General features: G+C 59.7%; 11 protein-coding genes. 3 read left to right on the plus strand and 8 right to left on the minus strand.

Translation table 11 applies throughout. The features are described from left to right. Positions 1 to 134 precede the first annotated feature (134 nt). From K6U75_07680 to K6U75_07705, 6 genes are all read right to left on the minus strand, one after another. Positions 135 to 782, minus strand: coding sequence for a DsbA family protein (locus tag K6U75_07680; GenBank protein ID MCL6474914.1), 648 nt, complete (start codon positions 780 to 782; stop codon positions 135 to 137). Between the two features lie 10 nt (positions 783 to 792). Continuing rightward, positions 793 to 1,242, minus strand: a complete 450-nt coding sequence (locus K6U75_07685; GenBank protein ID MCL6474915.1) for a vitamin K epoxide reductase family protein — start codon at positions 1,240 to 1,242, stop codon at positions 793 to 795. Positions 1,243 to 1,258: 16 nt separating this feature from the next. Continuing rightward, positions 1,259 to 2,743 (minus strand): IMP dehydrogenase, encoded by a 1,485-nt coding sequence (gene guaB / locus K6U75_07690; protein ID MCL6474916.1) that lies wholly within the window; start codon positions 2,741 to 2,743, stop codon positions 1,259 to 1,261. Positions 2,744 to 2,812: 69 nt separating this feature from the next. Then, positions 2,813 to 5,008, minus strand: a complete 2,196-nt coding sequence (locus K6U75_07695; GenBank protein MCL6474917.1) for a tetratricopeptide repeat protein — start codon at positions 5,006 to 5,008, stop codon at positions 2,813 to 2,815. 96 nt (positions 5,009 to 5,104) lie between these two features. After that, on the minus strand, positions 5,105 to 5,923 hold the full coding sequence (locus K6U75_07700; GenBank protein ID MCL6474918.1) for an MvaI/BcnI restriction endonuclease family protein: 819 nt from the start codon (positions 5,921 to 5,923) through the stop codon (positions 5,105 to 5,107). Further along, a complete protein-coding gene (locus K6U75_07705) occupies positions 5,920 to 6,846 on the minus strand; it encodes a site-specific DNA-methyltransferase (protein ID MCL6474919.1) in 927 nt (308 codons plus the stop codon). The genes K6U75_07700 and K6U75_07705 overlap by 4 nt, the downstream gene beginning before the upstream one ends. 214 nt (positions 6,847 to 7,060) lie before the next feature. On the opposite strand from K6U75_07705, the gene K6U75_07710 reads away from it, so the two are divergent. Genes K6U75_07710 through K6U75_07720 form a run of 3 tightly spaced genes read left to right on the plus strand, consistent with a single transcriptional unit; the run spans position 7,061 to position 10,602 of the window. Next, positions 7,061 to 7,996, plus strand: coding sequence for a DUF362 domain-containing protein (locus tag K6U75_07710; GenBank protein ID MCL6474920.1), 936 nt, complete (start codon positions 7,061 to 7,063; stop codon positions 7,994 to 7,996). Between the two features lie 3 nt (positions 7,997 to 7,999). Further along, positions 8,000 to 9,613 carry a 4Fe-4S binding protein gene (locus tag K6U75_07715; GenBank protein MCL6474921.1) on the plus strand — a complete coding sequence of 538 codons (1,614 nt, stop codon included), beginning with the start codon at positions 8,000 to 8,002 and terminating at the stop codon, positions 9,611 to 9,613. A 5-nt stretch (positions 9,614 to 9,618) separates the two neighbouring features. After that, positions 9,619 to 10,602, plus strand: coding sequence for a DUF362 domain-containing protein (locus K6U75_07720; protein ID MCL6474922.1), 984 nt, complete (start codon positions 9,619 to 9,621; stop codon positions 10,600 to 10,602). Between the two features lie 183 nt (positions 10,603 to 10,785). Here the strand turns inward: K6U75_07720 and K6U75_07725 are convergent, their stop codons facing one another. Next, positions 10,786 to 11,292, minus strand: coding sequence for a TlpA family protein disulfide reductase (locus tag K6U75_07725; protein MCL6474923.1), 507 nt, complete (start codon positions 11,290 to 11,292; stop codon positions 10,786 to 10,788). 76 nt (positions 11,293 to 11,368) lie between these two features. Continuing rightward, positions 11,369 to 13,684: an FAD-dependent oxidoreductase gene (locus K6U75_07730; protein ID MCL6474924.1), complete on the minus strand. Its 2,316-nt coding sequence runs from the start codon at positions 13,682 to 13,684 to the stop codon at positions 11,369 to 11,371. Between the last annotated feature and the right edge of the window lie 44 nt (positions 13,685 to 13,728).

The raw sequence follows: 13,728 nt of genomic DNA on the forward strand, positions 1-13,728 counted from the left end.
CGTGTCTGAGTATATGCCCGCTGTGGGGGGGTAGCGGCTGGTAGCCCTTGACAAACAACATAGACTTCAGCATGACAGGAAAGTGTCGCTTCAGTCGCTGGAACAAGCCGCGAGGTGATTTTCGAACACCCTCATCAGTCGCCCTCCATCACCTTCTGCATCTCCGCGGCGAGGGTCAGGTGTCCCTGAATCATCTGACCCTTCTCTCCCACAAACAGGAAGTAAGTCGGTGTCGAGGTCACTCCATATCGCTGTGCTGTGACCAGGTCGTTGACAATCGCCTCCTGCACTTCCTTGCTTTTCATGTCCTTGCGGAACTGTTCCATATTCAAGCCCAGCGAGCGTGCAAACTCTTCCAGACGCTTCTCGCTGGCGTCCTGTTCGTTGAAGATGAGGTCCTGCATCTCCCAGAACTTGCCCTGTCGGTGTGCTGCCTCAGCCGCCTGCGCGAACAGCCGTGCCTTCGGGTGGATGTCCAGTGGATAGTGCCGGAATATCACACGGATTTTACCGTCGTACTTCAGTAGTAACTGCTCCATGGTCTCATTCCCCCGACGGCAGGAAGGACACTGCATATCGCTGAACTCTACGACAACCACCGTCGCGTTGGGATTGCCTTTCTCAGGTCTGCCCGGTATCACCAGGTCACTGAGTTTAATCTCCACGGGTTTCGGTTCGGGGAGTTGCGGTGGACGGGTGTAGAAATTCAGCGCCGCCAATCCCGCGCCTAAAATCAGAACAAACCCCAGCATAATTAACAGAAAACGGGTCTCCGACTTCATTTTCTCCTCACTATGCCTCAGATGGTGTGGTTATGAGATGCGGCTGTCGCCACGCCAGCAAGCTCAGCACAAACAGTGCCGTAGCGATTATAGCAGACGCCAGGCACCACTGGCAAATCGCGTGAATGACGAACAGCTCCAGGTAGGTAAGATACAGTGAAACCAGAAAGCCCACCGTGCCCCACAGCAACAGCAGGTGCGCAAACAGCCTCTGATGTTCTGCGGACACCGATGGTCGCAGGGCACACAGCAGGGCGAAGGACAGATAGAACAGCGTGCCGTAGGCGGCGACGGGTATGCCAAAAAGGCGAGATGCAGGGTGTTTGGCTACCTGGTCGCAACCGGCGTTCGTGCAGGGGATTTCGGCGTTCTGCACATGCCAGTACCACAGTAGCCCTGCGATAACCAGCCCCGTTACGGCGAGCGCGAACATCACACGGTTGATATTGGTACCGTTCATGCTCCTCCATCCGCAGCTAATCTTCTGACGAAAGCTGCCCGCTGCCCCAACCGGAAGCGTAGTTGGGTGGCTCCTTCACAATCCAGATGTCGTGCGGGTGGCTTTCGCGCAATCCCGCATTAGTAATACGGATGAAGCGCGCGTTCTGTCGCAACTCTTCCAGCGTTCTCGCGCCCAGATAGCCCATGCCGGAGCGAACTCCGCCCACCAGCTGGTAGATGGTTTCCGAAACGGGTCCCTTGTAGGGGACGCGCCCTTCCACGCCCTCCGGCACGAAACGGTCGACGCGCTGCTGGTAGTAACGGTCACTGCTGCCCTCCTGCATCGCGCCGATAGAACCCATACCACGATAGTCCTTGTAGGCTCGTCCCTGATAGAGCACCACCTCGCCGGGCGCCTCTTCGGTGCCCGCCAGCAGGTTCCCGACCATCACACAGGAAGCCCCTGCTGCCAGCGCTTTGGTGATGTCACCCGACCAGCGGATACCGCCGTCGGCGATAGTGGGTATATCATACTTCGCCGCTTCTTCGGCACAGTCCATAATCGCGGTCAGCTGTGGCACACCCACCCCCGCTACCACGCGCGTGGTGCAGATGGAGCCTGCGCCAATGCCCACGCGGATGCAGTCCGCTCCTGCTTCAATCAGGGCGCGGGTACCTTCTTTGGTCGCCACGTTGCCCGCAACTACCGGCAGGTTCGGATATGCACGCTTGATGGCTTTCACCGCGTTGATGACGCCCGCAGAATGTCCGTGCGCCGAGTCCACCACCACAAAGTCCACCCCTGCATCGACCAGCGCACTCACCCGTTCCAGAGTCTGGCGAAGCGGGCCCACCGCTGCCCCTACGCGCAAACGTCCTTTGCTGTCTTTCGTCGCCTGGGGGTACTGGCGGATTTTCAGGATGTCCTTAATGGTAATCAGTCCTCGCAGGTGGAAATGTTCGTCCACAATAGGCAGCTTCTCGATGCGGTGTTCCTGCAGTATCTCTTGAGCCTGCTCCAGGGTGGTGCCCACAGGCGCGGTAATCAGCCCCTCCTTCGTCATGACCTCGTCGATGCGCCGGTCGAAGTTCTGCTCAAAGCGGATGTCACGGTTGGTGAGGATGCCTACCAGCACGCCTTCCTCGTTCGTGATGGGCACGCCGGAGATATGGTAGCGTTCCATGATGGCGAGCGCATCGCGGATGGTATCGTGGGGGCTGAGAGAGATGGGGTGAACGATAATGCCGTGCTCCGAACGCTTGACTTTATCCACCTCCTCCGCCTGACGCTCGATGCTCATGTTGCGGTGTATGACGCCCACACCGCCCTCTCGCGCGATAGCGATAGCCATGCGCGCTTCCGTCACCGTATCCATCGGCGAGCTGACAACAGGCACGCGCAGAATGATGTCCGCTACCAGGCGTGTAGAGGTGTCCACGAGGTCGGGGGTTATCTCCGTACCGCGCGGTTCCAGCAATACGTCGTCGAAACTGAGACCCTCGCGTATGTGATGTGCCATCGCTTTACTCCTGCGGGCTTTCTTTTTAGTATACCAAATTGGGCAGGAGATTGGTAGGAAGGCACACCGTTACGCGCTACGCCGCACGCGAGTGGCCACCTCACCCAGCAGGGTAAATACCGCAGTACCCTGCGCGCCCAGTGCAATCGCCTGTCGGAGGTGCTCCTCTGCGCGTCGGAAATCGCCGTCAATCACGTACAGCTCTCCCAATCGCACGTGATGCGCACTCTCGCGCGGGTCCAGGCGAGTGAGCGTCTCCAGAGCGCGGATTTCCCGGTCCACCATACCGTGGTCTTTGGTGAACTCCGCAAACTCTTTCCAAACCTCGATGTTTTCGGGCTCGAGGGTGACCGCACGTTCATACATCTTGACAGCTGCGAGTACATCGTGGTCGGTCAGGTGTTTCATTTGCGCTGCCATGCGCAGGGCATGTACGTTGTCGCTGTCGATGTTGTCCAGCACATGTTCGAACACCATCAGCGCAGCGGGATACACCTCCAGTCGCGCCAGAGTATCGCCCAGCAGCAGATTCGCCTCGAGATTTAAGGGTTGCAGCGCGACAGCCGCCTGCAGTGCCTGCAGTGCGCCGTTGAGGTCGTTCGTGTATTCCAGCAGGAGTTTGCCGGTCATCAGCTGCGCCTCAAAATCGTCGGGTGCGATTTCCGCAGCCATCTGGTAGTAGGTGAGGGCGTTCTTCGCCTCCCGTCGTCGCAGATACTCGGCAGCAATCCACTTGCGCACCCGGGCGTTCTGCGGTTGCTCTTCTGCCAGACGCTTCCACAGCTGCACTGCCAGCTCGGGTGGACGTTTTTCTCCGGCATACAGCGCGGCGACGCTCTCGCACATGCCGGGCCACTCTTTGCGAGCGTGCAGCACCTTCTGGTAGACATAAGTGGCTTCGTGGTTGGTCACGCCGTTTTGCGCGTACGCCTTTGCCAGCGCGACCAGTATCTCTGCGTCGTCCGGGTAGTTTTTATGGGCAACCGCGTACACTCCCAGTGCCTTCTGGGAGTAGTCCTCTGCCTTCGACAGAGCCTGAGCATAGGCGTAGGCCACAGCGACGTCTGATGGGTTGTGTTCAAATGCTCTGGCGTAGAGGCTGATGGCTGTTTTCGTTTGCGCTCCACGCTGGGCAAGGCAATGCGCCAACGCGCACTGCACATCCCGGATATCGCCGCCTATCTCCTCCACAACGGGCGCAAGTGCTTTTTCATTCTTGATGGCTCGCTGGTAAAGGTCTTCTGCCTGCTCATCGTACACGTTGTTTCGCGCCAATGCGGTTACCAGCGCGGCGAAGGTGTGCATATCCTCCGGGTTCTGGGCAAATGCTTCGCGATATACCGGCAGGGCATCTTCATCGTAACAGTGCATCAGCATCTGGCATCTTGCCAGAGCGGTCACGTAGCGTTGACGCGCGTCTCCGCCCAGGGCAATCGCTGCGCGCAGCACCTCTGCCTCCCACGGTTTGCCCTGCAGGTGTCCGGATACCCATTCTGCCAGAAAGTGCGTGTTGGCGGCATCACGGGGCGCGTGCTTGAAGAAGGCATAATACACCTTCAGAGCCTGCGGGTCGGTACGGGGCGGGTAGGCGCGCGCCAGGTAGGTCAGCCAACTCTGGTTTCGGGGGTTCTCGGTGTAGGCTTGTGACACTACCTCGACGCACTCCGGGGTGACATTACCCTCGCGCACAATGGTGTTGGCAAGCTCCTCCAGCATCTTGCTACGCGACAGTCCAAATCGTTCCCACAGGGGGTGCTCTTTCCACTCCTCACGAACTACCCGCACCCATACCGGGATCATCTGCTCATCCTGTGGAAGCCAGCCCTGCTTGTATGCTGCCGCCAGCAGAAAAGCCGGTCCGGGGTCATCGGGTTGTACGGTAAAACGACGGCGGTACACTCCCACCCGGCCGACGGAGAAGACGCCGGCGTCAACGTCTGCCTCCACCAGACATCTTTCCAGTCGGGTTCGGCTGATATCGTCCAGATGGTTACACTTCAAGGCGGCGAGATAGAAGGCGAAAGCCGCCCGGCTGGTACGGGGTGGGTCTTCCAGCGACCATTTGCGCGCCAGAGCCACTACCGCCTTGCGGTATGCGAACAGCACCCCGGCGAAAGCGCCAATCAGGCTTCCCACTGCAGCCGCCAAGGGGTGAACGGGGAAGAGTAGTATTGCGCCAAGTGCAGCTCCGGTACCTCCAAATGCCCATTTCACACGACGGATAACGCGCTCTTCCTGATGCGTCGAAGCCGCCCGTAAAGCCATCGCCCGTAACTTCCTTTCTGTCGCAATGTCTTACCAGAGGGTTATTCCATAAAATTGCGGGTTTTTTCAGCGGGAATCCATCGGCAGGATAGGAGGTTAATCCAGAGTAAAGATGCACTGCACATTGGTATACAAACTGGGCCATGCTCCCTGGCGAAGACGGAATTTTGTGCCGTGATTGTGTTTGGTTCGCGCGTCAAAGTCTATCAACACATCCCCCGTCTCGACCGCTTGCAGAAAACGCTCGAAGCTAAAGCCGGATAGAAGGTAAAGCTCCTTGAACTGAAACCATTCGTGTCCATCTTCTATTTTGCTATCGGCGACGACGTAAAAACAGTTGCGCAGCTTCTGAGCGATTAAAGGGCCGAGGTCGTCGAACGCCCAGAAAGGCTCCGGGTTCAGGGTGCCTCCGCCGCGGGCAATAACCTCTTCCAGCCATGTTGCTATTTCGGGGACAGCAGTGTTCACCTTCTCAGGGTCGAACAAGACCCTTATTTTCCTTGCGTGTCGGTCGACCACGATGGTAAACCCTCTGTCAGTAAACTGTGAGGCGCGGAGCGTCTGTCTGAAGCTCATCTCCTCTTCGTCGTACCTCTTGCCGGCAAGAGGGTGGCGCCACCCATACACAGGCAAAAGTACCATAGTGACAATTTTACAGGCGCGCGGAGAGGGTTCCACATGTTTCAAGGTTACCAGCGAGGTAGAGGCTTTGCGCTGCGCTTTAATCTCCCACTCCTGTGCGTTAGGGATTGGCAGGTTGTTCTCACGAATACCGAGTAAAGCCTCGAGGGTATTACCTACCGCTCCGTCGTTGCGCGTGTTGATGGTGTGTTTGACGCTACGGTGCCATCCCCGTTCGGCGATCAATCGTATTTTTGCGATTAAATCCTCTTTGGAGACAATCTCTGGTGTCATTCTGGTCGCCAAAAGTCCAGCAGATATTCAAAAGTGGTGCCCATCGTAATGTAGTTCGAAGGATATCCGAAGATACCAATGCCGTTTACCAGATTGCGTCGGTCCCAGATAATGATGTTGCGCAGCTCGTAACCACGCCGGCGCAGCTCTTCGACAAGGGCAATGTGTATGGTGATGCGTTCGTCCTCCCACCACATGTCGGGCACGTTGATGACGCAGTGTGCCCTGGGCTGCAACAGAGGCAACAGCGATTCAAAAATATCCCCCATTGCCTGTGTGTATTCCTCCAGCGCCATGGTGCCGAGGTCACGCTCATCCTGACTGTACTGTTCTACCTTCCCGTACTGCTCGTTCTTGCGGTGTCTTCTGGATTTGTTCTTGCGCGGGCGATTGAGCAGGTTCGCATAAGGAGGCGACGTCCATATCAGTTTTACTGTGCCTGCCTGCAGGTACAGGGGAATATGACGCGCATCGTCCTGAACGGCCACTTGCTGGGTATTGCCGAGCGGAAGTGAGGTGCGCAGTCTTTGTGCGCAGAGCGCAATGTACTTTTCCTGGAGGTCAAAGCCGACCGCATTCCGGTCGAGGTCTTGAGCGGCGACCAGGGTGGTGCCGCTGCCTACAAACGGGTCGAGTACCAGCTCTCCACGATGGGTAAACAGTTCGATCACCCGTCGCGCGAGCGCGATGGGAAAGACCGCCGGATGTACGCTCTTATCCCGAATATCGCGCCCCTCGTAGGAAAACTGCCAGACCCCCACCTGGCACTTCACCCATTCCGCAGGTGGCAGACAGCTGAGATGCGTGGGCTTGCAGTCGCACAGGCGCGCGCTGGCTATCGGCAGAGGCTGACGGTACAGCGGACTGTCCGGATAGATAGCCTCCGGTAAACGCTGCACGCTTTGCAGACGGTTTGTCTCCATCTCAACCGGCATCTTCTCACTCCCCTCGCACAACGGCTCTGCGAACCTCTATCCGTAACATACCACATCCTCTGGTGAAGGTCAACCACGTTTGCCTTTTCGACGCAGGCATGTTATAATGATAAACAAGCTAGATAAAATAAACCAAACAGCACAAAAAAGTGTACCGTTTCCAAGCGATACGGCGTCCAAAAGAAGGAAGGAGGTTTGCCCCATGAATCGGCGAGAGATGTTGCAATGGCTGGGTCTGGCAGGTTTGGCGGCGGTAGCCGGTTGTTCCGGGCGAAGTAACGGACAGGTCGGCGCACAGAAACCGCTGGATAGTGCCAAAAGCGAACACGTGAAGCGGGTGCAAAATATCGTGACGGTTGCCTCACGCGGCAGCGTGAAGGAGATGGTAGAGCGTGCCATTCGCCCGCTGGGGGGCATCGAAAAGTTCGTGAAGCCGGGCGATACCGTCGTGCTGAAGCCGAATGCGGCATGGCTGCGTACCCCCGAACAGGCGGCGAATACCAACCCCGAAGTCATCGCCGCACTCATCGAAATGTGCAGAGCGGCAGGAGCGAAACGCATCCTGATTGCCGAGCATACCTGCGATGAACCCGCCACGGTTTGCTTCGAGATGAGCGGGATACGGCGTGTGGCGGACGCGGGCGGCGCCATCATCGTCAACGCCAACCACAAGGGGATGTACCGCCCTGTCCAAATCGCGGGCGCGAAGGTGTTGAATCAGACCGAAGTGGTGCGCGACGTGCTGGAAGCGGACTGCTTCATCAACGTGCCCGTTGCCAAAGACCACAGCGCCACCCGCCTGACGCTGGGACTGAAGAACCTGATGGGCATTGTGTGGGAGCGGCAGAGCTGGCACGTGCAGGGCTTACACGAATCCATCGGCGACTTTGCGCTGGCGGTGAAGCCACACCTGACCATCATCGACGCTACCCGCATTCTGGTCACCAAAGGGCCAAAAGGCCCGGGCGAAGTGCGACAACCCAATCAGGTTATCGCCGCGGTGGACCCGGTGGCGGCGGATGCCTTCGCCACCACGCTGTTCGGACTGAAACCAGAGGACATCGGTTACATCATGCACGCGCATCAGCTGGGCGTGGGCGAGGCACGCCTCAACCGCCTGAACATCACCAGGGTATAGCCGATGAGCACGGTTACGGAGGCACGCAAGCGGTTTCGCGAAACAGGGCGGGTGCGCCCGCGCTTCTGGCGGATGCAGAACGTTCGCCGTATCACGCAGATAGCGTTTCTCGCCCTGTTCCTGCTTTTGCTGGCGTTCACCGTGTATCCCTTGCGCTCCCCAATCGCAGTCGACCTGTTCTTCCGCGCCGACCCTCTGGCGGTGCTCAGCACCTTCATCGCCTCGCGGGAGGTCATCGGCGCGCTTATCCCCTTGGCGGGGTTTATGCTACTGCTGACGGTGGTGCTGGGCAGGTTCTTCTGCGGCTGGTTCTGCCCCATGGGAACCGTCATCGACCTGTCCGACCGTTTTCTGGTGCGCTGGAAACGGCGGGCGGCGGGGGAGAAAGGCTTTCCACAGGTGAAGTACTACATCCTCGCGGCAGTGCTGGTATCCGCGCTGTTTTCCGTTCAGGTAGCGTACTTGTTCGACCCCTTTGCCATTCTCACCCGAACGGTAGTGTGGGTGCTGTTCGCTCCGGTGGCGTTGCTGGGGCGAATGGTCACCGGCTCACCGACGGTGGCGGACTGGATGCCCGCGCTGACGCACATTCCGTATATCCCCGAAACCCAACCGCACTACCGCATGAACCTGCTGGCGGCGTTGCTGTTCGCGGGTATCCTCGCGCTGGGACTGGTGAGCCGTCGGTTCTGGTGCCGCAACCTGTGCCCGCTGGGTGCGCTGCTGGCTCTGCTTTCCGGTTGGGGCATCGTGCGCAGGCAGACGAATTCCGACCAGTGTATCGCCTGCCACCGCTGCGACCGCGAGTGCAAGATGGGCTCCATCCTGCCGGACTCGCACCGTTATCTGGCACGTGAGTGCATCTACTGCTATAACTGCGTGTCGGTATGCGCACCCCAGGCGACCTCCTTCCCTATCACCCTGCGCCGTGAGGGCTTCGAAACGAAAACCGATTTGAACCGGCGTCGTCTGCTGGGATTCGGTGCGCTGGGACTGCTGTGGGCAGGCATCTCGGTGGGCGATACGGGGTCGAAAACGGTCGGCAACTCCCCTATCAAGGCGTCCAGCCCTGCCCGCATCCGACCGCCCGGCAGCCTGCGGGAAGACCTTTTCTTGCAGAAATGCGTGCGGTGCAGTCTTTGCATGAAGGTCTGCCCGACCAACGGGCTACAGCCTGCGCTGAGCGAAGCGGGTATCGAAGGGTTCTGGACGCCGATTCTGGTGCCGCGCATTGGGCACTGTGCCCAGTACTGCACCGCGTGCGGCGACGTGTGCCCTACCGATGCCATCCAGCCCTTCACCCCGCAGGAAAAGAAGTATCTTTTCATCGGAAGGGCGTATATAGACAGGAGTACCTGCATCGTGTGGGCGCAGGATAAGAAGTGCCTGGTGTGTGATGAGCACTGTTCCTACCGCGCGGTATACTGGAAGGTGGTGGACGGATTGCGCCGCCCGTTCGTCAATGACTACCTGTGCACGGGCTGCGGCGAGTGCGAAGCCAAATGTCCGGTGCAACCTATCGCGGCAATCCGCGTGACCACGCTGGGCGACCTGCGTCATCTGACCCGTGAGGCGCAAAAGCGATTGTACGAACGACATCTGGAGAAAAAGGAGTGAAGCAGATGCCATCTCGAAGAGAGTTCCTCAAAGACCTGATGATGAGAGGAGCGGGAATATACACCCCCGCGGCGGTGTTCGCTGCCCTTCTACAGGAGAAAAAGAATCCGCAAAGCACGGTGGTGGAGGTGAAGAACCCCAACGTGCAAGGTGAGGGGCACCGCATCCGTCAGGAAGTGGTGCAGGCGATGGTCTTCGAGGCGGTGCGTCGCCTCAGCGGCGAGAAAACAGACAAGAACGCCTGGAAACATTACTTTAAGCCCGAGGATGTGGTGGGTGTTAAGGTCAACTGCCTGTTCGGGCGGGGGGCGTCCACCCATCCCGAAGTGGTGATGGCAATCGTGGAGGGGCTGAAGCTGGCAGGTGTGAAACCGGAGAACATCATCATCTGGGACCGCAGCGACGGCGACCTCGCGAAGTCGGGATTTACGTTGAACCGCGAGGGACCCGGCGTGAAGTGCTACGGCACCAACGGCGACTACGAACCCACTCCCACCCGCAGCGGTTCTTTCAACGGACGCCTGAGCAAGATACTCACCGAGCGCATCACTGCTCTGGTGAACGCGCCCATCCTGAAAGACCACAGCATCGCCGGAATCACCAACGCCTGCAAGAACCACTACGGCTCCTTCGACAACCCGGGCGCGCATCACGGCAACAACTGCGACCCCTATCTGGCGGACCTGAACGCCCTGCCCGCTATTCGCCAGAAGACGCGGCTTATCATCTGCGACGCTATCCGTCCCATCGCGGAGGGGGGACCCGGCTTGCGGGGCGACTACGCCTGGGATTACAACGCCATTCTGGCATCGACCGACCCCGTCGCCATCGACACGGTTGGCTGGCAGATTGTGGAGGCGCGGCGAAAGGAAATAGGGTTGCCGCCGCTGGCGCAGGTGGGGCGTCCCGTGCGCTACCTGCAGACCGCCGCGCAGATGGGCATCGGCACGAACGACCCGAACAAAATCAAATTGTTGCGCGTCGGGTAGGGGGGGCAACCACAATGTAGGGGCAACCACAAGGGTTGCCCCTACATCACCGCCATTCAACACCCGCAGGGGCAATCACAGGGGGTTGCCCTGTAATCACCAACCAAAACCGACGGGGGCAACCACAAGGGTTGCCCTGTACCCACCAACCAAAACCAATGGGGGCAACCACAAGGGTTGCCCCTACAGGGCGCGTTTGACGGTGTCCTCCAGCGTCTGTATTGTGTGCTGCGGGTCATAACCCTCCAGCCGCAGCACGATGTTGCCCTCTTTGTCGATGACAAATAGCGTGGGCAGGTTTTTGATTTCGTACGCCTGTTTCACGACGGCTTCCCGGTCGACCGCAATCGGATAATTGACCTCCATCTCTTTCACGAACTGCCCTACCTCTGCGGGGTTCGTTACATCCACGGCGACCCCGATGACCTCCACGTTCTGGTCGCGGTGGCGGTTGTAGAAATCAATCATCTTGGGCATGGTAAAGCGGCAGGGCGCGCACCACGTCGCCCAGAAGTCCAGCACCACGACCTTTCCTTTGTAATCCGCCAGTGTTTTGTTCTGTCCGTCCAGCAGGTTCAGCGTCACATTCGGGGCGACGTTGCCCTCCCCAAGCGGCTTCGGCGGCTGGAAGGCGTAGATGACCAGCCCCGCTATCAGCACGATAACCACGTACACGACCGCACGTCGCATCATGTCACCTCTCACGAGTTCTCGATAGTTTGATACGCAGAACCATGCCTGTGGATTCCCGCTATCCGAATAACCCTCACCTCACATAGTCGGCATCCTCTGGTCGCCAGATGGTGTCGCGCACGGTGAGATAGAGTGTGCGGGCGGCGTCGGCGCGGGTGATAGGCCCTTCGGGGAAGAAACGCACCCCCTCCTCCTGCAGGGCTTCTGTACCATCCCACAAGAGGGAGGTGATGTGGCGCTTGCGCAGCGTCGCCACCGCGGCAGCGAAGGGCGAATCCGGCAGCACGTCCAGGTAGCGCGCCTGCTGCGCGGGGGCGGGTTCCCACTGCCCCAGTTTCACCATCACGCCAACCAGCCACTGCGCGAATAGCCCGCGCGAGATGGGGGCATCGGGGCGGAATTGCGTCTCCTCCGGCTGGATGATGCCTGCTGCTATCAGCAACTCCACTGCCCTGCGTGCGGGATGGTCTTCGGGAAGGTCGGCGTAGGGCAACGCAGGACGTGCATACTGCAGCGACGGATTTCCCTGCCTCAGGCGATGCGCCAGCCAGCGTGCCGCGTCGGCGCGGGTAAGCATTTTCTCCGGCTCAAACCGCTCCTCCGGGAAGTATCCCCTCGCGGCAAGATACTGGATGGCGCGAAAGCCGCGTGTTTCCGCCGTCACGTCGGGGAACCAGTACAGGTACACCCCGTAACGCAGCAGCACCTCCTGCACGAGGCGCGACGGGATGCGTTTGGGCTCGGTGTCGTAGCGCAGGGCGAGCGCCGCCGCCGCACCTGCCGCCTGCCCCATGTTCATGCGCACCGGCTCCATGCGCAGCGTGCCGTAGGCGACATGCGTGGCGGACACCGCCGTAGCCACCAATACATTGCGCAGGCGCAGCGGAAGCAGGATGCCGAACGGCACCTGATACCACGGCGTGTAATTCACCAGCCAGAACTCGCCCTCACCCATGTCGGGAGAGTCCCAGTCGGTCTTGGGTTGCACGGCGTGCGAGTCCATCGGATAGTCGCCGATAGCGATGGAGTCGGGGCGGAGGCGTTCTCTCGCCTTCCAGACGTCGCTTTCGTTCATCAGCACGTGCCCCATGATGCGCCGTGCCTCGCGCACATACAGCTGCGGCGGCACATTGCCGTTGTCGCGGTACTCGTCTTCCGCCAGCCCGATGTTTTTCAAGCCCAGCTCGGTCTGGATGTAGTAGAGATAACCCAGCGCGTGCCACTTGTAGCGTTCGGCAATCTCGTCGCGTCGCTTCCAGCTGGCAGTGGGATAATCGTAGTTGATGCCGGGCAGGTTACTGCCCTGCGGGTGCTGGTTAATCTCGAACTTGCCGCCGGGGAAACGCCCGTAAAGGTACGCCCACGTCTTCTCCCAGGGTGGGGTGCGGGTGTAGTTCTCCTTGTCATAAAAGGGCGGTTGCGGGATGGTCTTATCCGCGCCGGGCCCGTAGTCCTTCACCGCCAGCAGGATGGCGTAGGAGGGGATGCGCTTGTCCCCCTTACCCGTGCTGCCGGGCAGGATGCGGTCGTTGGCGCGGTCGTAATAGATGTGCCCGGCGTGCGGTTCTTCGGGTGAGCGAGGCTCGCGTCCCACGCGGAAGGGTGCGCCTCCCCACGCGGCGATGTCACCTTCGAAGGTGGCGTCGATGAAGATATCGCCTTCAAAAGTGGCTTTACGCCCGGTGAGCATATCCTGCACCACCACCGCGCGGATGCGTCCGTCTCTGCGCTCCACCGCCACCGGACGCACGCGGAAGTAGACGTGAATATTCGGGTGCTGCGCCACGATGCCTTTGAGCAGCATGTTCGCCACGCGAGGTTCGTACGCCATGCCGTTGCCGGTGCCATAGTAGTGCTGAACCGCGCGACGGAACTCCTCAAACAACCCGTTGGAACGGGCGGGGTTGCGCATATCGGTAAGGCTGACGCCGTTGCTGATCATGCCGCCCAGACGGTTGGTCTGTTCCAGCAGGGCGACGGTAACCCCCTCGCGGGCGGCGGTAACCGCCGCACCCACACCGGAGGCGGTGCCTCCCACCACCACCAGCGGGTAGCGAATGCGCTTCGGCAGTTCGCGGAAGGTGCGCTCGGTCACCTCCGAAGAGGCTTTGCGCGTGCCGTCTGCCATCACTGCAATCACCTGATAGCGATAGGTTTGCGCAGGCAGCAACGGCTCATCCACATACTGTCGTGTGTCGGCGGTCAGGGTGGCAATCGGCTGCCCATCGCGCACGACGATGTAGGACTGCACCTCCCCTTCCGCAGGAGGAAGCCAGTAGACGTTGATTTGCGTCGGCGATTGCGCCAGCGCTTCTACAGCGGTGGGCTGAGCCAGGGCAGAGGTCGTAACCACCACCACGAGCAGGCAGACCAGCAGTTTCTTTTCCATCCCCTTCCCCCTTTCGCCAAACGGTTTGTCTATATGATGTTTCT

Source organism: Bacillota bacterium (assembly GCA_023511455.1).
Taxonomy (GTDB): Bacteria; Armatimonadota; HRBIN16; order HRBIN16; family HRBIN16; genus HRBIN16.

What these genes read in the sequence shown, in the direction of transcription:
- K6U75_07680 (MCL6474914.1), bottom strand. Translation starts at nt 782, where the DNA reads ATGAAGTCGGAGACCCGTTTTCTGTTAATTATGCTGGGGTTTGTTCTG.
- K6U75_07685 (MCL6474915.1), bottom strand. Translation starts at nt 1,242, where the DNA reads ATGAACGGTACCAATATCAACCGTGTGATGTTCGCGCTCGCCGTAACG.
- guaB (MCL6474916.1), bottom strand. Translation starts at nt 2,743, where the DNA reads ATGGCACATCACATACGCGAGGGTCTCAGTTTCGACGACGTATTGCTG.
- K6U75_07695 (MCL6474917.1), bottom strand. Translation starts at nt 5,008, where the DNA reads ATGGCTTTACGGGCGGCTTCGACGCATCAGGAAGAGCGCGTTATCCGT.
- K6U75_07700 (MCL6474918.1), bottom strand. Translation starts at nt 5,923, where the DNA reads ATGACACCAGAGATTGTCTCCAAAGAGGATTTAATCGCAAAAATACGA.
- K6U75_07705 (MCL6474919.1), bottom strand. Translation starts at nt 6,846, where the DNA reads ATGGAGACAAACCGTCTGCAAAGCGTGCAGCGTTTACCGGAGGCTATC.
- K6U75_07710 (MCL6474920.1), top strand. Translation starts at nt 7,061, where the DNA reads ATGAATCGGCGAGAGATGTTGCAATGGCTGGGTCTGGCAGGTTTGGCG.
- K6U75_07715 (MCL6474921.1), top strand. Translation starts at nt 8,000, where the DNA reads ATGAGCACGGTTACGGAGGCACGCAAGCGGTTTCGCGAAACAGGGCGG.
- K6U75_07720 (MCL6474922.1), top strand. Translation starts at nt 9,619, where the DNA reads ATGCCATCTCGAAGAGAGTTCCTCAAAGACCTGATGATGAGAGGAGCG.
- K6U75_07725 (MCL6474923.1), bottom strand. Translation starts at nt 11,292, where the DNA reads ATGCGACGTGCGGTCGTGTACGTGGTTATCGTGCTGATAGCGGGGCTG.
- K6U75_07730 (MCL6474924.1), bottom strand. Translation starts at nt 13,684, where the DNA reads ATGGAAAAGAAACTGCTGGTCTGCCTGCTCGTGGTGGTGGTTACGACC.